The sequence below is a fragment of the Cellvibrio sp. PSBB023 genome, assembly GCF_002007605.1.
In the GTDB taxonomy this organism is placed as follows: domain Bacteria; phylum Pseudomonadota; class Gammaproteobacteria; order Pseudomonadales; family Cellvibrionaceae; genus Cellvibrio.
Window position 1 is genome coordinate 2,776,258 of the sequence record NZ_CP019799.1, and the last position, 19,367, is coordinate 2,795,624.

Below are 19,367 nucleotides of genomic sequence, written 5' to 3' on the forward strand. Positions count from 1 at the left end.
GGGAGCATAGCCATGCCCTACGGAAACATCAGTAACAGCACCTCAACCGCCAACACTGCCCTGGTAAAAAATATCACCACCACTGCCCTGCACAAGCTCAAAGCCAAGGGCGAAAAGTTTGTAGTGATCTCGCTCTATGATGCCCATATGGCGGCGATGGCGCAGCGCTGCGGCGTTGAAGTCGTGCTGGTAGGCGACTCACTGGGCATGACAGTGCTGGGCTACGACAGCACGATTCCCGTCACCATGGAGCAGATGATTTATCACGTGGAAGCCGTTGCGCGTGGTAACAAAAAATCGCTCATTATTGGCGACTTGCCATTCATGACCTACGCCACCCCGGACGATGCCATGCGCAACTGCATGCGCATCATGCAAGCCGGTGCACAGATGGTAAAACTGGAAGGCGGCGCCTGGCTGGCGGATACCGTACGCATGCTGTCTGAACGTGGAGTGCCAGTGTGCGCCCATTTGGGATTAACCCCCCAATCCGTCAATAAGCTCGGCGGCTTTCGTGTGCAGGGCCGCGATGAAGTGGGCGCCGAGGCGATTCTGGCCGATGCCAAATTACTCGCCGACGCCGGTGCGGATTTGCTGGTACTGGAGTGTGTACCGGCGGCGCTGGCGGCGCGTATCACTCGCGACATTGCCATTCCGGTTATCGGTATAGGCGCGGGGCGCGATACTGACGCCCAGGTTCTGGTGATCAACGATATCCTCGGCCTTACCGAGCAACCACCCAAATTCTCCAAAAATTTCCTGCTGGAAGCGAATGACATCCCCGGCGCCATGCAAAAGTATGTCGCGGATGTGAAATCCGGCCTGTTTCCAGGCGACGACAATATCTTTTTCTAAACGCTTTTTTAACAAAACAGACGCCAGAATAGCTGCTAACATTAGCCCACCATTCGGCATGGTTTCGGTCAATACCTTGGTAACTGCAACAACTACAACAACGCAGTTAACTAATCACCCACTCATCGCGCGATAGACGCATGGGGATTATCACCTAAGGTACTTATTATGCATTCATCCTTACGATTCGCCTTGGCGTTGGCTGCAGTTTGCCAACTGCCAATGGCACTTGCCGCTGCTCCCGCCAATACCCCTGCCCCCGCTACTGCCCAAGCTGCGCTGGAAGCAGAGTGGCAAACCTACATTACCCGCTCACAGGAACTGCGCAAGTTGGATCAACAGCAACTGCGCAAGGAAATGAAACGCCGTGGCCTGAAAGAGCCACTGCTGCCGGCCTATACCAAAGAGTTCGGGTTTGAGACAGAGCAGCCGCTGGAGTGGTTTACCTCCACCGAAGGCAAGGCAATCATGGAAGCCATTCTGTCGTTGCAAACGCCGACCGGCGGCTGGTCAAAGCGCACAGACATGACCAAAAAGCGCAAACCCGGTATGGCGTTTGGCAACGAAAAAAACTACATCCCCACCTTTGACAATGACGCGACCAGCAAGCAATTAACGCTGCTCGCCAAGGCCTATACTGCTACCGGCGACAAAACCTATCAGGAGGCCTTTGCGCGCGGCCTGACACTTATTTTCAATGCCCAGTACCCCAATGGTGGCTGGCCACAAAATTATCCGCTGGTCGGCGGCTATCACAACTACATCACCTACAACGATTCACTGATGGTCAACCTGATGTTTTTGTTGCGCGATGTGGCCAACGGCGAAGGCAATTATGCATTTGTGAGCAAAGAGCAGCGCGCGCTGGCGCAACGCAGTTTGGACAAGGCCATCCAATGTGCCCTGAACACACAAGTGTTAATCAACGGCCAACCCACCGTCTGGGGCGCACAACACGATCCTATTACCCTGATGCCTGCGAAGGCGCGCGCTTATGAAATGGCCTCGCTGACCAGCGCTGAAAGTGTGTGGATGGTGGAGTTCTTCATGGGACTGGAAAACCCCAGTGCGGACGTGATCAATGCCGTTCACGGCGCGGCGGCATGGTATGAGGCCACCAAAATCACAGGGAAAACCTGGGTTCGAGGTGAAGCCGAGTTGAAAGATGACGCCAATGCTCCCGCGCTGTGGTCGCGCTTTTATGAATTGGGCACCAACAAACCGATATTTGGGGACCGCGACGGCTCGGTTCACTACGAGATAGGCAAGGTATCCAAGGAGCGTCGCGAAGGTTACGCCTGGTACACCACATCGCCCGCCAAAGTATTAAAGCACTATGCCAAGTGGGCCAAGAAATACCCGCGTGCGTGAGTCGCATTACCACCACCAAAGGCGCCAACCGGCGCCTTTGGTTTTTTAAGGGGTGCTATTTAATCTCGCTCGACCAGACCTTCATGGTCTGCACCGCCAGCAATTTGCATTCACCTTGCACCGCAACATAAGTGCGCATGAATTGGTAGCGCGAGGTGCGATAGGTTTTTCCATCGCTATTCCATTTATCCACGCTGCTCAAGCCGTGTAGCACGACAGTATCTGCCAAGCGATGGGTAACAATATCGTGCGAGCGTCGCTGTTTGGATTGCTCGGCAGGTTGCTGGACCCGTGCGATTAACTCCGCTTTGTTTTCTTTCATGCTCGCGAGGTTGTGTACCCAATAAAACGTCGGTGCCAGGAGAGCTTGCAAAAACGCTGCATCACCCGTTTGCAATGCCGTCTCATAGCGCGCATCCAGAGCAATCAATGCCTCTGTCTGCAAGCAGTCCTGAGCCGCCAGTGGATTGGCCCAAGCACAGGCGCACAACAACAGTAGCAATCGTTTTTTCATAAGTATGTCCTGGCTAAAACCTAAAAATAACACATAAAAAAAAGCCGACACCACAGGATGCCGGCCAAGACCATACTAGATTACAAATAAAGGGATTCCAAACCGGGCTTCTAAAAACCCGCCCATAAGCTATTGATCTCTCCTACATCAATGAGGCAACCCAGCGGAACTCGTTGCACTCACAGGAAGTAACAGCTTCCGGTTAATTCAGTATTGTTCGTTTTTTGCTCATTGCCAGTTTTTGTCATACAAACGTTAAATTATTTTGCAATAACCAAAACTGACTCATGCGAAATGGCTATAAATATTCAAGCCAGTGTAATTGTCAGGGCGCGGTGCTGTTACGCCCCATCAATACCAGGGTTTGATTGATCAGGTTTTCCAACCGTGCCGCTGTGGTGGAGCGTAGGGCAAAATCATCCACCAACTTTCGCAGGCGACTGAGTTTTGGGCGCGCCGCGCGAAATTCTTCTGTGACTGATTCGTAGGCGAGATGATGATCCTGCACGCTCAATTTATTTAATTCTGATAACTCTGCATGCAGCGCACTGATTAAATCGTAGAAAAAATCCTTGCGATCTAAACTATTGGCTTCCCAATAGGCTTGATCCAAACCATTGAGTAAATCCTCCAATGTGCGGATTGCATTTGAAATACTGTGGACAGACATAAAACACCTTTGCACTCATCGATTGATCGCTTGAGTATAGAAGACTTTAGCGACGCTGCGCGCCCTCTGCTAGACTGCCGGGCTCGCTCAAGGATCTGCTATGTCGCTCGAACAACTCTGGTTATTCACCAGCATTACCCTGATTGTCTCCGCCAGCCCCGGCCCGGTCATGCTCGCCTGCATGATTGATGCAGGCCGCTATGGAATTGTTAAATCGTTTTACACCATGGCGGGTGCCAGTGCAGGCAATCTGGTATTGATGCTCTTGTCTGCACTGGGGCTTGGATTGTTGGTGGAACAAGCGGAGTGGATTTTTCACGCGATCAAATGGATTGGCGCGGCGTATTTGGTGTATTTGGGTGTGCAATTGTGGCGCACGCCACTGCAGGCGATGGAAGTGGCTGCACGGGATATTCGCAGCCAGCACTTATTTAGCAAAGCATTTCTGGTGGCAGTTACCAACCCCAAGGGGCTGGTGTATTTTGGCGCGCTCTTTCCGCAATTTATCGATATACAACAACCCATGCCGCCGCAGTTTGCGCTGCTCACGGTTATTTTTTTAGTGATTGATTTAATCTGGATGGCAATCTACGCCCTTGGCGGGCGCAGCATTATGCGCTGGTTGCGATCGCCGGAGCACCAACGGTGGTTCAATTGGATTTCCGGTAGCGTGCTTATCATCGCCGGTATTGCACTGGCGCTCAGCAAGTTGTAACTATTTTATCGTTACAACTTGCCAATCCTTTGCCCGCATCAGGGCTGCAAAAAGATTTTTGAGGCCGTGGGTTTGGCATAAAGTTCGGCGCCCACCGTTAAATTCAAACTGCGTTCCTGTGCACGCGGTAATTCCACATGCAACACATCGTTATTTAACTGATGCAACAACTCAATGCGCAATACCGAACCTGCCGTGCTGACATGGGCAACCCGCGCCGGAATTGCGCCTTCGCTATTGGTTGAACTCAATTCAATATCATGCGGGCGAACATAGGCCACGGCGGCCTGCCCTTTAACATTGTTGTGCTCAGGGGCGGGCAATTTGTATTCGCCAATATGCGCCCAACCATCGTCCACGCGGCTGTGAAATAAATTCACTTGCCCGATAAAATCGTACACAAATGGGCTGGCCGGATTGTTGTAAATATCATCGGGCGAACCAATTTGCTCGATATTGCCTTTGTTCAATACGACAATTTTGTCCGCCACTTCCATCGCCTCTTCCTGATCGTGGGTTACAAAAATGGAAGTGATGTGCAATTCATCATGCAGGCGACGCAACCAGCGACGTAAATCTTTGCGCACCTTTGCATCCAGGGCGCCAAAGGGTTCATCCAACAGCAACACTTTTGGTTCTACCGCCAGTGCACGCGCCAGCGCAATACGCTGACGCTGGCCACCAGACAATTGATGCGGATAGCGATCGGCCAACCAATCCAACTGCACCAATTCCAATAATTCATGCACGCGTTTTTTAATAAATTCATTGCTTGGACGTGTTTCTTTTGGTCTGACGGTCAGACCAAAGGCGACGTTATCAAACACCGTCATATGGCGAAACAAGGCGTAGTGTTGGAATACAAAACCGACATTGCGCTCGCGCACATGCACATTGGTTGCGTCCTCGCCGTGAAAGTGCACACTACCTGTATCGGGGTTTTCAAGCCCGGCGATAATGCGCAGCAATGTGGTTTTTCCGCAGCCGGAAGGGCCAAGTAATGCGACCAATTCACCGGAGGGAAAATCCAGCGATACATTATTCAAAGCAGTAAAGTTGCCAAAGGTTTTATGCAGGTTCTTAACTTCGATACTCATAACTTTTCTCAAAAAAATAGGTATTTTCGGAGTAATCGGGACTTCGATAATTCATGTCAGACACGCTGTGAATACGTCCTTGTACGCTCAGCGTCGGCATCCTGCCTCCGATGGTCTGCCATAAATTATCGAATTCCCTCCTGATCGTTGATCGCATTTACACCATAAAAATTACTGTGCATTTGCCGCGCGAACAGCCAGTTCATGTTCGCGCGCCGCTTTCCACTCTAATAAACTTTTTAATACCAATGTCACCAAGGCCAATAAAGCCAGCAGCGAGGCAACAGCAAAGGCGGCGGCAAATTGGTATTCGTTGTACAGGATTTCAATGTGCAACGGCAGGGTATTGGTTTTCTCACGGATTTTTCCCGAGACCACACTCACCGCACCAAACTCACCCATGGCGCGCGCATTACACAAGATCATGCCGTACAAGAGTGCCCACTTCACCGATGGCAAGGTCACTCGCCAAAACATTTTCCAGCCACTGGCACCAAGTGTAATGGCGGCTTCTTCTTGTTCCTTGCCCTGCTCTTGCATCAGCGGAATTAATTCGCGGGCAATAAACGGAAAGGTGACAAACATTGTGGCTAATACAATACCGGGAATGGCAAACATAATTTGTATATCGTGATCGCCCAGCCAATCGCCAAAGAACCCCTGACGACCAAAGAGCAACATATAAATCAAACCCGCAATCACTGGCGATACTGCAAAGGGTAAATCGATCATGGTGATGACAAATTGTTTACCGCGAAAATCAAATTTGGCAATTGCCCAAGCGGCAGCCAAACCAAAAACCAGGTTACAGGGTACGGCAATCACTGCCGCAATCAGCGTGAGTTTAATCGCATGGGCGGCGGCCGGTTCGGTAATGGATGCCCAGTACACGGCAGCGCCTTTGGCAAAGGCTTCACTGAAAACAATAATCAGTGGTAAGAATAAAAATAGCGCAAGAAACGTGAGCGCCACAGTAATTAATACAATCCGCACCCAGGGAGATTCGCTGGTCGCAGAGTGAGCGGCGCCGGTTTTGCGCGCGCCCAGGGATGAAATAGCACCGGCCATGATTAACCTCCTGTGCGCTTGTGGCTCCAATGCTGGAGCAGATTAATGAGCAGTAATAACACAAAGGAGAAAATCAACATCACGGTGCCCAGTGCGGCTGCACCGGCGTAATCAAATTCTTCCAGCTTGGTCATGATTAACAGTGGCGTAATTTCTGTTTTAAACGGCATGTTGCCACTGATAAAAACTACCGAGCCATATTCACCAATAGCGCGAGCAAAAGCCAAAGCAAATCCGGTCAGCAGCGAGGGAATTAATGCAGGCAACAAGACGCGAATAAAGGTTTGCAAGCGCGTTGCACCTAAACTGGCCGCGGCCTCTTCCACTTCCGATTCCAAATCCGCCAGCACCGGCTGTACCGTGCGCACTACAAACGGCAAACCAATAAAGGTCAGCGCGACTGTCACACCTAACCAGGTGTAGGCAATTTTAATATCCGCCAACCAAAACCACTGACCAACCCAACCTTTAGTGGTGTAAAGCGCGGTCAGCGCAATACCGGCGACGGCGGTGGGCAATGCAAAGGGTAAATCCACCAACGCATCCACGACGCGTTTGCCAAAAAAGTTGTAGCGCACCAATACCCACGCCACGATTAATCCAAAAAATAAATTTAAGCTAGCCGCCGTGAAGGCAGCGCCAAACGTGAGTTTATAACTGGCCAGTGCGCGCGCATTACTCACCACGCCCCAGAGCTCTGACCAACTGAGTTCCAGTGCCTTAATGACCAAACCGGCGAGCGGGATAAATACAATCAAGCTGGCATAGAGTGCAGCCAAGCCCAGAGATAAACCAAAACCGGGCAGTACGGATTTCTTTACCCAAGGATTCTTTGGCGGGACAACTGGCGCGCTGACGGCCAGTGCTGAAGCGGAAAGTTCACTCATCGATCAATCTCTTTTTGTACCTGTGGTCAGGAAACAGATTATTTAATCCCTCCCCAGCCCTCCCTTTTTCAGCGGGAGGGGGCCACTCCCCCTTCGTAAATAAATCAGGAGATTAACGTCACCCTGTTATAAATTACTTGAGAGCGTAGCGCCTCCCCTTTGAAAAAGAGGAGGCTGGGAGGGGATTGGTTTTATTGATAAATCTGATCAAAAATACCGCCATCACCGAAGTGGAAAGGCTGTGCTTTTGCCCAACCACCAAAGTCATCGATGGTAACCAAATCCAATTTCGGGAAAGTTTTGGCATAGGCTTCCGCTACTTGGGCATCGCGTGGGCGATAGTAGTGTTTAGCTGCTATGTTTTGACCTTCTTTGGTGTAAAGGTATTCCAGGTAAGCTTTAGCAACCTCGGCATTGCCTTTTGCTGCGGCATTTTTATCCACTACAGCAACAGAGGGTTCGGCCAAAATGGAAATACTGGGTACAACAATTTCTACTTCATCTTCACCCAATTCGTTGATGGCAAGGAAGGCTTCGTTTTCCCACGCCAGCAGTACATCGCCAATACCACGTTGCACAAATGTGGTGGTTGAGCCACGCGCACCGGTATCCAATACCGGAACGTTTTGGAACAGTTTACGCAAAAACTCTTTTGCACCTGCGTCATCCTGACCTTGTTTTTTCGCGTAGGCCCAGGCGGCCAAATAGTTCCAACGCGCACCACCAGAGGTTTTCGGGTTAGGCGTAATAACCTCTACACCTTTTTTCACCAGGTCATCCCAATCCTTAATATTTTTGGGGTTGCCTTTGCGCACCAGGAATACAATTGTGGAGGTGTAGGGCGCACTGTTGTTTGGCAGCTTGGTTACCCAATCGGCAGGCAATAGGCCACTGATTTTTGCGATAGGATCAATGTCACCGGCAAGTGCCAGTGTCACTACATCCGCACGCAAACCATCAATTACCGCACGCGATTGCGCACCGGAACCACCGTGTGACTGATCCACTTTTACATTGTCACCGGTCTTTTCTTTCCAGTATTTTGCGAAGGCCGCATTAAAGTCACGGTAGAGTTCACGGGTTGGATCGTAAGATACGTTCAACAGCGCCACGTCTTTGGCAAAGACGCTCACGCTGATCAAACTGGCCACCAATACAGCGGCCGTTTTTGTAAATAATTTCATGATAGAACCTCACTAAAAAATAATTCGATGTGCCCGTTCGCTATTGATTTAGAAACGGAAATCAAGACCCAGGGCAAAGGTGCTATCCGTTGCGGCTTTAGGGCTTATTAACTTATCGCCTTCAGTTTCAAGGCTGGCGTAATAGGCAAACAAACGAGTGCCTGCATTAAAGTTGTAATCCACACCCACCGCTAAGGCATCAGCATCTACATCGCTATAGGCTGCATTGGTGGGCGTGCTGGTTGAATGGCCGTACTGAATTTTGGCAGTCCATGGTCCCGCCACTTTCCACTGTGCATTGAGCACATAACCGTCTTGCTCTTTGAAGGCATTACCTGAGGCGCCATCCCATTCAGAGAGTGGGTTCAAACCATTTTGCGCGCCCAAACCTGTGCCATTAGTGCCCACAAATGTGGAGAAACCACCGAGTGAATCAAAATCTTCATGACGCTCTGCAGTTTGATAAATAGCACCGAGTTTTACCGGGCCGAGGGATACTTCACCCAACGCACGGAACACATCGCTGGTAGCCACATTGCGATCAAACGCGGCACCTACAAACCATTTGGATTTACCGTACACCACAGACACCGATTGACCTGATGCGAAACCATTATCGTCTTGCGGGTTGGTCGCACTGACTTCCACACCGGTTTCTTCTGCCTGAATAGCGGCGATATTCACTTCCAAACCGCCCAACAAAATAGGCGAGGTATATTGGATTACGTTATCCGGACGGTTTTCGCCAACCAGATAGGAGCCGATATCGGCCAAAGGCGCATCGTTAAAACGATCAATATCGCTGCGCAATACGGTGTTGGTCTGCAAGGTTTTTAACGGTGTATCGTTCTTACCGGCCAACAGCGAACCCCAGTCGCCGCGAATACCGGCAAAAATATTACGCTGGGTTAATTCGCGTCCGTTGCTGTTGGTGCCGTTGTCGACATCGATGCCGTATTCCACGCGGTAAAATATTTGTACGTTGGCGTTTGCATCAAAATCACCTTGCACACCTAAACGTGAGCCTGTACTTTCCAATGCAAAGGTATCCAACTCTGTTGTAATTCCGGTTCCACCAACATGACTATAAGTTGTTGCACCAGGAGCAGTCAGTGGGAAATCAATTTTTTCCAAATCATATTGGCTGGCAGTCAAATAAACCTTGCCATAAAGTGTTGGAAAGCCTGCAAATGCATTGGCAGATACCGCAACACCTAATGCAACCGTTAATGCATTACGTTGAAAAGACGGGGTTGCAACAAGTGATCGTACAACCGACCACGATTTTTGAAATGACATGCTAATCTCCTAAATTCACATATCACCTCCGGTGATCCGGTCAGTGTGTTTTTTGATTTTTTTTTAAAAACTCATTTAATAAAAACGCGCAGATTATTTAGTGTTGACACCTTTATCCAAACGTTTCTTTTCACGGCGTTCAAGCTGCACTACCTGGCCATTGTGAATTTGAATTTCCAATGAACCGAATTGAATTTGTGCCAGTTGATTTTTGATCTCTTCAAGCACGTCATCAGTAATAGTGGCAAGCCCGGCATTATGGTTTGCCATATCAAAACCTCATCTGTTAAGCCGGGCTCTGTAGCCTGTTGCCCAGCGACGAGGCCATAGTATTCAGGTGTTCTAAAAACTAAAAATACCGTTTTTTTATTAGCTTATAACTCTAAAAATAACCGACGATCTCGCAACAATGGAATAAGCAAAGAAATATCAGTTCTTTTTCAAATCCGTATAAAGCCTGTAATTTGCCCTCCATTGATCACGCCATAAGCAGAGGAGACCCTATCGTGGCCAGCCTGACGACACACCCCGCACACCTGAGCCAACACTCGCGCTTACCACACCAACTGGAAGCCTTCCCGGTACTGATTGTTCCCGGGCTGCGCAATAGCGATGAACACCACTGGCAGAGTTTGTGGCAAGCACAATTGCCCCACAGCAAGCGCATCGCACTGGATAACTGGGACACACCGGATCTGGATAAGTGGAAAGCAGGCATACGCGCCGAATTGGCCGCGCTCGATAAACCGGCGGTCATCATCGCCCACAGCTTCGGCACTCTGGCGAGTGCGAGCATTGCCGCGGAATTTCCACACAAGATTGCGGCGCTATTTTTAGTAGCACCCGCCGACCCGGATAAGTTTCAGATTTCCCATCGATTGCCCCAGGACCCACTCAAGGTGCCAACCAAAATCATTGCCAGCAGCAACGATCCCTGGCTGACAGAAACCAAAGCGGCCATTTGGGCGCTGCAATGGGGAGCGGACTTTTTACGCCTGCGCAATGTTGGCCACATCAATAGCGATTCAGGCTTGGGGCTGTGGCCGCAGGGGATAGAAGAGTTGCGCGGCCTGCTGCGCAAAACCCTGAGAACGCAGCACAAACCGCTGTTTGCAGACAAAAAAAATCGCGCGGCCTGATACAGCGCCGCGCGATTTTTCATTCACCCAAAACCGGATCTTGTAAAACCGGTATTAGCAAAATAAGACTCAATAAATAGAGCCTGGTAAAACAGCAGTTAGATAATACCGAAGGCTACCATCGCCTCCGCCACACGGCGGAAACCGGCGATATTGGCACCAACCACATAGTTGCCCGCATGCCCGTATTCTTTGGCTGTTTCATAGCAATCGCGATGGATATTGCACATGATTTTGTGTAACCGCTCTTCGGTGTATTCAAAAGACCATGCATCGCGGCTCGCGTTCTGTTGCATTTCCAGGGCCGAGGTAGCAACGCCGCCCGCATTGGCGGCCTTGCCTGGCGCATAGGAAACACCGGCGGTTTGCAGGACTTTAATACCGCCGGGCGTGACCGGCATATTGGCCCCTTCACTCAAGGCGATCAGGCCATTGGCCACCAGGGTTTTGGCCGAGGCTTCATCCAATTCATTTTGCGTGGCACAGGGGAAGGCGACCTGACAGGGCACATCCCAAATGTTGCCATTTTCGATGTATTGCGCATCCGGATGCTCGCTTACATAGTTGCTGACCCGCTGGCGCGTCACTTCTTTCAATTGTTTCAGCAGTGCCAGATCGATTCCCTTGCGATCAAAAATCACGCCGTTGGAATCAGAACAAGCCACCACCTTGGCGCCCAGTTGCTGCAATTTCTCAATCGCATAAATCGCCACATTGCCCGAACCGGAGACCACGCAGGTTTTGCCCTCAAGGGATTCACCACGGGTTTTCAGCATCTCTTCTGCAAAAAATACCGCGCCATAACCCGTGGCTTCACGGCGCACCAACGCGCCGCCCCAATGCGGGCTCTTGCCAGTCAGTACGCCGGATTCATAGCGATTGGTGATGCGTTTGTATTGGCCAAACAAATAGCCAATCTCGCGGCCACCAACGCCGATATCACCCGCAGGCACATCGGTAATTTCACCAATATGGCGATAGAGTTCCGTCATAAAACTTTGGCAAAAGCGCATCACTTCACCATCAGACTTACCCTTGGGGTCAAAGTCAGCGCCGCCTTTGGCGCCGCCAATCGGCATACCTGACAGCGCATTTTTAAACGTCTGCTCAAAGCCCAGGAACTTGATGGTGCCCAGGGAAACGGAGGGATGGAAACGCAATCCGCCTTTATAGGGCCCTAGCGCGCTGTTAAAGCCAACGCGGAAACCACGGTTGATTTGCACCTCACCTTTGTCGTCTTGCCAGGGCACACGGAAAATAATTTGACGCTCAGGCTCGCAGATGCGCTCGATAATTTTGTGGGAGGCGTATTCAGGGTGCTTTAACAGCACCGGGCCAAGGGTTTCTACAACCTCTTTTACCGCTTGGTGAAACTCAGCTTCGCCCTGATTACGGCGCACTACTTGATGGAATATTTGCTCCAGCCTTGCATTGACGTCACTCATTCAAATTGTCCTGACATATGGTGGTAAGTAAAAAATGCACTCAATTGATGCAAAATCGCCACCAATTTCTACGATGCGCGCCCAACAGTCAACCAAAAATGATTTATTTTGGTGCAAAAAATCATAAATCGGCAGGTGGGATATGCCCCTAACCCCGCGTAATTCCTGTCTATACTTGAACAATCGCCATTGCCCCGCAGCACTCATTGCACGAGTCACCCATGAAGCACCTTACCGTTTATCACCCGGAACGGCCTTCACTGGCCATAGGGATTCTCTGGCGCAGGCTGTCGCTGCTGTCGCGCTGTGCAGTTTTACTCTTGCTGGCGACACCGGCCCTTGCCGGGCAGCCCGTTATTTACTCCTGGGCCGAGTCACGCAGTGCCGATGAACGCGGCCACTACCCTGTCGCCCTGCTAAAACTCGCGCTGGCCAAGGCGGGAGGCACCTATGAGCCAAAAGCCTCACGCCACGATATGAGCCAATCGCGCACACTACGCCATGTTGAACTGGGGCGCGACCTGGATATTACCTGGACACTCACCACCCCCGAGCGCGAGCAGCGCTTATTGCCGGTTCGCATCCCGATTGATCGCGGCCTGTTGGGCTGGCGGTTGTTGCTGATTACTCCACAAGACAGCGACTTTTTTGCCACACTCACTGCCGGGCAACTGAAAAATTTGCGCAGCGGCCAGGAACAGGATTGGCCGGACTACCAGATACTGCGCCACAACGGTTTTAAAATCACCCCTGCCACCAATTACCAGGGGCTGTTTTATATGCTCAAACGCGGGCGCATCGCTTATTTCCCCCGCGCGCTCACCGAGGTATTACCGGAAATTCACGCCCAGAAAAATATCGACCTCGCCATAGCGCCGCGTTGGGTGCTCTACTACCCGGCACCGGTGTATTTTTTTGTGAACAAGCAGCGACCTGAATTGGCCGCCGCCATTGAGAAAGGTTTATTAATGGCAATCGACGATGGCAGTATGCACCAATTATTTATCACTCACTTTGGCGAGAGCATTAACCGTATGGAGCTGCATAAACGCGAGATTATCCGGCTGGAAAACCCGCTGCTCCCGGCAGAAACCCCACTTGATAATGCCGCGTTGTGGTACGACGCCACGCGAGGATTTTGAATGCCGTTAGATGCACAGCCGCCATTAACCACTAAAAAAGTTCCGCCTGAACTGCTTGTATCACCTCGCCGCCCACATCGTTTGGGTGTGCGTATTGTCGCCATGGTGCTAGGCAGCACACTGGTATTTGCGCTGCTGATTTCCGCCCTGCAAATTTATGGCGCCTACCAACATGCACTGCGCGATACCCGTCATCACCTGGTGGATATTGAACAAAACTATTTACCGCTGCTGGCAACCGCTATGTGGTCGGTGGATGAGCCGCGCATTGACGCACTGGTCACCAGCATTGCCAAGATGGCGGATGTGGGCCGGGTCCTACTGCAAGACGATGTAGGTCAACGCTGGGAGAAAACTCACCCCGAATTTCACACCACGCTTTTTAATATCGATTTGCCGGTTTATTACGAGGATAACGGCGAGCGTTTTTTGCTCGGGCAATTGGAGGTGGCGCTCACGGATAATCGCATCAGAGCCGAGCTAATAAAAACGGCGCAAAGCATTGCGATTACCACCCTTACCAGCCTGTTACTCAGCGCCATTTTTGTGTTGTTTATTATTCACTGGTGGATCAGCCGCCACCTGGAAAAAATGGCGCGCTACGCCCAAAGTCTGGATCTCACCACCCTGGAACAACCACTGGTGCTGGAACGCAGCAGCACTCACATGACCGACGAACTGGATTTGGTGGCAGAAGCCATTAACCAAATGCGCATCCGTATTCGCGACGATCTGGATAACCGCACCCGTTTAATGGACGAGTTGCGCCTGCACCGCGAAAAGCTGGAATTGCTGGTCGCCGAACGCACCCATGCCCTTGAAGAACAAACCCATGTGCTGGAAGAAAAAACCATCGCACTGGAACAACAGTCCGCCGCACTGCTTGAACAAAACTATGAGCTGGACGCCTACGCACACACAGTCGCCCACGATTTAAAACAGCCGCTGACCTCCATGGCCGCCAGCGCCTCTCTGCTCAGTGCGCTGGGGATTGGCATTAATTTATCGGAAATCAAAAAGCGGGAATTGTTATTGGGTTTGCAAAAATCTGCTCAAAAAATGCAAGCGATTATCGACTCGCTCCTGCTACTGGCCAGTTTGCGCAAAACCGAAACCATCCATTTGGTTCCACTCAATATCCGCCAGATTGCCGAGGAGGCCTGTAACCGACTGGAATCGCTGATCGAACAGAATCACGCACAGATTGAACTCACCGGCAATTGGCCCGCAGCCCTCGGCCAAGGCCAGTGGGTGGAAGAGGTCTGGGTCAATTATTTATCCAATGCGCTGAAATACGGCGGCCCGGAACCGCGCATCCAATTAGGCGCCACCGCACAGGACAACGGCATGGTCAAATGCTGGGTAAAAGATTTTGGCCCGGGGCTCAATGAACAAGAGCAACAGCAACTGTTTGATTTGTTCGTGCAATTTGAACAAAAATCCGCTGACAGCCACGGCTTGGGCTTATCTATCGTCAAACGTATTACCCGCGCACTCAATGGCAATGTTGGCTACGAAAAATCCGCCGATGGTGGCAGCGTATTTTGGTTTAGCTTGCCCGGTACAACATAAATCACACCTCTGCAATAAAAAAACGCGCGACCATTACTGATCGCGCGTTTTTTATTTCACGATTACATCACGCCGGAGCACTGGTGCGAATCAAGTGATCAAACGCGCCGAGCGATGCAGTTGCACCTGCACCCATCGCAATAATAATCTGCTTGTAGGGTACGTTGGTGCAATCGCCCGCCGCGAATACACCGGGCACAGACGTTTCACCGCGCGAATTGATTTCAATTTCACCGCGATTAGTCAGCTGCACCGTACCTTTTAAGAAATCGGTATTAGGTAACAAACCGATTTGCACAAAAATACCCTCCAACTCCACTGTCGCGATTTCATCGGTATTGCGGCTTTTATATTTAAGCCCGGTCACTTTTTCGCCGTTGCCGATCACTTCGGTAGTCATGGCTTCGGTAATGACGGTGACGTTGGGCAAGCTGAATAATTTACGTTGCAATACCGCGTCGGCGCGCAATTTTGAATCGAACTCAATCAGGGTGACATGAGCAACTATACCGGCCAGATCAATTGCCGCTTCCACACCGGAGTTGCCGCCACCGATTACCGCGACGCGTTTACCTTTAAATAAGGGGCCATCGCAATGTGGACAGTAGGCGACACCTTTACCGCGATATTCCTGCTCGCCCGATACATTCATTTCACGCCAGCGTGCGCCGGTGGCGAGAATAATACTTTTGCTTTTTAAACTCGCACCGCTGGCGAGCTTTACTTCAATCAAATCACCCTGATTAGCGCCAGGAATCACCTGCGCGGCTTTTTGCAGATTCATTACATCCACGTCGTATTCTTTAACGTGTTGTTCCAAGGCCATCGCCAATTTCGGTCCTTCGGTTTCTTTGACCGAAATAAAATTTTCTATGGATACCGTATCCAACACCTGACCACCAAAACGCTCGGCGACTACACCAGTGCGAATACCTTTGCGCGCGGAATAAATTGCTGCCGCTGCACCGGCTGGGCCGCCGCCGATGACCAATACATCATAAGGTGCGCGTTCGCTCAGCGCTTTTGCATCGCGCTCAGCCGCACCTGTATCGACTTTGGCGATAATTTCTTCCAGCGTCATACGGCCTTGGCCGAAATGTTCGCCGTTAACAAATACCGTGGGCACCGCCATGATTTTGCGTGCATCAACTTCTTGTTGAAACAATGCACCGTCGATCATGGTGGCAGAAATGTTGGGATTTAACGCGGCCATTAAATTCACGGCCTGCACTACATCCGGACAGTTGTGACAAGAGAGCGATACAAATACTTCAAAATGCAATGGAGTATCAATCGCCTTAATTTGCTCGATGGTTTTTGCATCCACTTTAGGAGGATGGCCGCCGCTGTGCAGCAATGCCAACACTAACGACGTAAATTCGTGGCCCATCGGAATGCCCGCAAATTGAATGCGCGCACTGGAACCCACAGCGCCAATATGAAACGACGGCGTTAATGTTGCGCTGCCATTTTGACGCAGGCTGACTTTATTGGAGAGCGTAGTAATCTCTTCCAACAGGCTTAACATTTCGGTGCTTTTGGCACTGGAGTCCAAGCTCGCTATCAGTTCGATAGGCGCTTGCAGTTTTTCAAGGTAGGCAGTGAGTTGGCCTTTGATCGCGGCGTCTAACATGGTCGTCTCCGTGGGATTTTTTAATCTCCCCCCGCCCCTCTTTGTTAAAGAGGGGCGTCAGCTCCTCCCTTGGTAAAGGGAGGTTGGGAGGGATTTGCGTGTGCAGGAATGAAAATTAAATTTTGCCAACCAAGTCGAGTGATGGTGCCAGAGTCGCTTCACCTTCTTTCCATTTCGCCGGGCACACTTCACCTGGATGCGCTGCAACGTATTGCGCGGCTTTTACTTTGCGCAGCAGTTCAGACGCATCGCGGCCAATACCACCGGCATTGATTTCAATAATCTGGATCTTGCCCTGCGGGTCGATCACAAAGGTTCCGCGATCAGCCAAACCAGCTTCTTCAATCATCACACCGAAATTGCGAGTGATAGTGCCGGTGGGGTCGCCAATCATTGGGTATTGAATTTTGCCGATGGTTTCGGAGCTGTCGTGCCAGGCTTTGTGGGTGAAATGGGTATCGGTCGATACGGAGTAAATCTCTACGCCCATTTTTTGGAATTCAGCGTAGTTGTCCGCTAAATCGCCCAATTCTGTGGGGCAAACAAAGGTGAAGTCGGCTGGGTAGAAAAACACCACTGCCCATTTACCTTTAACATCAGCTTCGGTCAGATGAACAAATTTGCCCTGATGATAAGCCTGGGCACTGAAAGGTTTGATTTCTGAATTGATAGTTGCCATGAGTCACACTCCTAGATCTATATGGGCTACGCCCGTGGGTTAATTGCTTCAACGGGGTGCAGATTAAGGAGTTAAACGCCATGGGGCTAATTGTATGTGGCCATGCAGGCCATTTACAAAACCTATCGATATAAAAACACCAATACCAAAATGCTATTAAATATAGAAACCCGCTCTCCGACTGGAAGCAACGGCTTAACCTCAGTTGGGCCATAAAGTAATGCACTGTAATACCGACTGGCACAGCATGGCGGTATGGTATCTAATGAATTTCACGCCATTGCCCCGAAGGCGAATGACGCGGGCTGAGTTTGAAAATAGCGATGGATTTGAAAGGTGGCGGTGTGCCCGGAGCGGCGGCTGAAGTAATATAAAGATAAATTAGGCCGAGGGCATTTATCACTTGTTGTGCAACGACAAAAAAGCCATTTAAAGCAGATATTTGTCTACTGTTGAATTGATATTCTTCAATAGGAAACTTAACAACCACGGTTTTGGCCGTTTAATACGCGGTTAAAGGGAGCCCAAAGTGCAAGAATTTGAACAATCGAAAAAGCTGGCGGAATCGATACAAAAGTTATCCAGTTGCATCAAAAAAATTGATGCCACGGAATATTCAAAAAAGTACCTTACTTTATTTTTTATAATAGGAATACATATTTTTCTATCGTGTTATTTTAAAGACTTTGCTTGGCTGGGTTCTGCTGGGGCACTTATATCTATTGCCGCATTACTGGCTATATCATACGAAGCATTTTTAGTTGATCTCGACGATGATATAAAGAATTTATATCTAAATGAAAGGCCAGAGTACTTAACACACTATTCCAGTAGATTTTGGGCTCCTACTGAAAACGAAGGCATTGATATTGCAATAAAAGAGCGAAGAAAAAAATTCATAAGGAAATATAAAAACATTAAATATTATTTATTCCTATCCATATCTGGAACCATAGTTTGGGCTTACGCAGGCTTCTTAAATTTCATTTTTAAATAGCAACCTTTAACAAGCGCTGCAGCATCACACTTCGTGTGTTCGACAGTTTGTAAGCTACCTTTTTGTGACTTTGCTACGTAAAACTTTTCCACAAAAAATCAACTTACAAACTGAGGCTGAGTTTAGCGTTAGCCTCATTGGGGGGAAATGATTTGAGCATCAAGGATTTTATTCCTTACATAGCTTTGGCGATTTCGTTTATAGCCTTGTATTTTGCGGTTAGGAATTACCGACGGAAGTCTGGAGCACATATTAAAGGGCAATTTTGCATTAGCTCGAGCGCATACGCAGAAGATAAATATGTAAGTAGTATTACACTAGAGAATTTTAAGGATAGATCAGTAATTATATTCAAGATATTTTTGCGAGTTGGGACTAACTATTATATTGAATTGGATGATTTTGAGCATGAACCAAAAATTTTAAAACCATATGAATCTTACACGAATCATTATGGGCCTGTGGATTTCTACTGTGTGAACATGCATCGAATTAAACTCAATAAATTGCTCAATTCTAAAAAGGTAAAGATGAACCTCGTCCTATCAACTTCTCATGGAAAGTATGTGGTGAAAGAGTGGATAGATAGATGGGATCCTATTTTTGATTTTTTCAATAACCACATGACAGCGTCAATCACTCCAATGCGCCCAAAAGAAGGCGTAGGATATTACGGTTCAGATGTTAAGTATTTGGCTAAATTGCACACCGAAGATGGATATAAAAATACAGTTCCTATTTATGCCAACGACTACAACTATTCTCGATTCGAGAAATTTAGGCTAACTGAAGAGTCGCTTTCCTCGCGCGAAGCTCTTCAAGAATTTTTAATAGATCAAGCAATAACCGGAAAGCTCCAATGTGTTGATATTGAAGTTATTGATGCCACTCAGCTTAGAAAAGATAATTATGGACATGACTTCGATAAATCTTTTGAAGCCAAGTACTACAGCTGGGTCTTCTATGTTTTTTTCGGAAAATTGCTAACTATCTGGAGCAATATCAGACTCTATTTCATTAATCGAAAACATAAAAAGGCTAACAAGCGACTGAGGTAAAAGATCGGTAGATTCGACATCAAAATCATCTTTCTCTTACTG

20 protein-coding genes are annotated in these 19,367 nt (G+C 49.3%); 8 read left to right on the forward strand and 12 right to left on the reverse strand.

Annotated features, from left to right (window positions below; genetic code table 11):
* Positions 1 to 12 precede the first annotated feature (12 nt).
* Together panB and pelA are read left to right on the forward strand one after the other, a co-directional pair.
* Positions 13 to 855: a 3-methyl-2-oxobutanoate hydroxymethyltransferase gene (gene panB, locus B0D95_RS12110; protein WP_078044126.1), complete on the forward strand. Its 843-nt coding sequence runs from the start codon at positions 13 to 15 to the stop codon at positions 853 to 855.
* Positions 856 to 1,023: 168 nt separating this feature from the next.
* Entirely contained in the window at positions 1,024 to 2,226 is a 1,203-nt protein-coding gene (gene pelA / locus B0D95_RS12115; RefSeq protein ID WP_078044127.1) for a pectate lyase, read from the forward strand.
* Between the two features lie 55 nt (positions 2,227 to 2,281).
* Here pelA and B0D95_RS12120 read toward each other — a convergent pair whose 3' ends face one another.
* Both B0D95_RS12120 and B0D95_RS12125 read right to left on the reverse strand, forming a co-directional pair.
* On the reverse strand, positions 2,282 to 2,740 hold the full coding sequence (locus B0D95_RS12120; protein ID WP_078044128.1) for a nuclear transport factor 2 family protein: 459 nt from the start codon (positions 2,738 to 2,740) through the stop codon (positions 2,282 to 2,284).
* 325 nt (positions 2,741 to 3,065) lie between these two features.
* Entirely contained in the window at positions 3,066 to 3,410 is a 345-nt protein-coding gene (locus tag B0D95_RS12125; protein ID WP_078044129.1) for a hypothetical protein, read from the reverse strand.
* A gap of 100 nt (positions 3,411 to 3,510) precedes the next feature.
* On the opposite strand from B0D95_RS12125, the gene B0D95_RS12130 reads away from it, so the two are divergent.
* Complete coding sequence (locus B0D95_RS12130; protein ID WP_078044130.1) at positions 3,511 to 4,125, forward strand: LysE family translocator; 615 nt, start codon at positions 3,511 to 3,513, stop codon at positions 4,123 to 4,125.
* A 38-nt stretch (positions 4,126 to 4,163) separates the two neighbouring features.
* Here B0D95_RS12130 and B0D95_RS12135 read toward each other — a convergent pair whose 3' ends face one another.
* The 6 genes from B0D95_RS12135 to B0D95_RS12160 form a co-directional block, all read right to left on the reverse strand.
* Positions 4,164 to 5,222, reverse strand: a complete 1,059-nt coding sequence (locus tag B0D95_RS12135) for a sulfate/molybdate ABC transporter ATP-binding protein (protein WP_078044131.1) — start codon at positions 5,220 to 5,222, stop codon at positions 4,164 to 4,166.
* Positions 5,223 to 5,393: 171 nt separating this feature from the next.
* Entirely contained in the window at positions 5,394 to 6,290 is an 897-nt protein-coding gene (gene cysW / locus B0D95_RS12140; protein WP_078044132.1) for a sulfate ABC transporter permease subunit CysW, read from the reverse strand.
* A 2-nt stretch (positions 6,291 to 6,292) separates the two neighbouring features.
* Positions 6,293 to 7,177 carry a sulfate ABC transporter permease subunit CysT gene (gene cysT, locus B0D95_RS12145; protein ID WP_168172446.1) on the reverse strand — a complete coding sequence of 295 codons (885 nt, stop codon included), beginning with the start codon at positions 7,175 to 7,177 and terminating at the stop codon, positions 6,293 to 6,295.
* 191 nt (positions 7,178 to 7,368) lie between these two features.
* On the reverse strand, positions 7,369 to 8,361 hold the full coding sequence (locus tag B0D95_RS12150; protein ID WP_078044133.1) for a sulfate ABC transporter substrate-binding protein: 993 nt from the start codon (positions 8,359 to 8,361) through the stop codon (positions 7,369 to 7,371).
* A 48-nt stretch (positions 8,362 to 8,409) separates the two neighbouring features.
* Positions 8,410 to 9,660, reverse strand: coding sequence for a porin (locus tag B0D95_RS12155; RefSeq protein ID WP_078044134.1), 1,251 nt, complete (start codon positions 9,658 to 9,660; stop codon positions 8,410 to 8,412).
* Positions 9,661 to 9,753: 93 nt separating this feature from the next.
* Positions 9,754 to 9,930 carry a YezD family protein gene (locus B0D95_RS12160; RefSeq protein WP_078044135.1) on the reverse strand — a complete coding sequence of 59 codons (177 nt, stop codon included), beginning with the start codon at positions 9,928 to 9,930 and terminating at the stop codon, positions 9,754 to 9,756.
* A gap of 236 nt (positions 9,931 to 10,166) precedes the next feature.
* Between B0D95_RS12160 and B0D95_RS12165 the strand changes: the two genes are divergently transcribed.
* Entirely contained in the window at positions 10,167 to 10,799 is a 633-nt protein-coding gene (locus tag B0D95_RS12165) for an alpha/beta hydrolase (protein WP_246841594.1), read from the forward strand.
* Positions 10,800 to 10,897: 98 nt separating this feature from the next.
* Here B0D95_RS12165 and gdhA read toward each other — a convergent pair whose 3' ends face one another.
* Positions 10,898 to 12,244, reverse strand: coding sequence for an NADP-specific glutamate dehydrogenase (gene gdhA / locus B0D95_RS12170; RefSeq protein ID WP_078044136.1), 1,347 nt, complete (start codon positions 12,242 to 12,244; stop codon positions 10,898 to 10,900).
* Positions 12,245 to 12,465: 221 nt separating this feature from the next.
* On the opposite strand from gdhA, the gene B0D95_RS12175 reads away from it, so the two are divergent.
* The gene (locus B0D95_RS12175; protein WP_078044137.1) at positions 12,466 to 13,386 is read left to right on the forward strand and encodes an ABC transporter substrate-binding protein; all 921 of its coding nucleotides are present in this window, start codon (positions 12,466 to 12,468) and stop codon (positions 13,384 to 13,386) included.
* Entirely contained in the window at positions 13,387 to 14,958 is a 1,572-nt protein-coding gene (locus B0D95_RS12180; RefSeq protein ID WP_078044138.1) for an ATP-binding protein, read from the forward strand. It begins immediately after the preceding gene.
* Positions 14,959 to 15,025: 67 nt separating this feature from the next.
* On the opposite strand, the gene ahpF is transcribed toward B0D95_RS12180, so the two are convergent.
* The 3 genes from ahpF to B0D95_RS20435 form a co-directional block, all read right to left on the reverse strand.
* Entirely contained in the window at positions 15,026 to 16,591 is a 1,566-nt protein-coding gene (gene ahpF, locus B0D95_RS12185) for an alkyl hydroperoxide reductase subunit F (RefSeq protein WP_078044139.1), read from the reverse strand.
* A 115-nt stretch (positions 16,592 to 16,706) separates the two neighbouring features.
* Positions 16,707 to 17,270, reverse strand: a complete 564-nt coding sequence (gene ahpC / locus B0D95_RS12190; RefSeq protein ID WP_007645324.1) for an alkyl hydroperoxide reductase subunit C — start codon at positions 17,268 to 17,270, stop codon at positions 16,707 to 16,709.
* Between the two features lie 262 nt (positions 17,271 to 17,532).
* Positions 17,533 to 17,760, reverse strand: a complete 228-nt coding sequence (locus tag B0D95_RS20435; RefSeq protein ID WP_149867905.1) for a hypothetical protein — start codon at positions 17,758 to 17,760, stop codon at positions 17,533 to 17,535.
* Between the two features lie 39 nt (positions 17,761 to 17,799).
* On the opposite strand from B0D95_RS20435, the gene B0D95_RS12195 reads away from it, so the two are divergent.
* Together B0D95_RS12195 and B0D95_RS12200 are read left to right on the forward strand one after the other, a co-directional pair.
* Positions 17,800 to 18,267 carry a hypothetical protein gene (locus tag B0D95_RS12195; RefSeq protein WP_078044140.1) on the forward strand — a complete coding sequence of 156 codons (468 nt, stop codon included), beginning with the start codon at positions 17,800 to 17,802 and terminating at the stop codon, positions 18,265 to 18,267.
* A gap of 152 nt (positions 18,268 to 18,419) precedes the next feature.
* Complete coding sequence (locus B0D95_RS12200; RefSeq protein ID WP_078044141.1) at positions 18,420 to 19,325, forward strand: hypothetical protein; 906 nt, start codon at positions 18,420 to 18,422, stop codon at positions 19,323 to 19,325.
* Positions 19,326 to 19,367 lie beyond the last annotated feature (42 nt).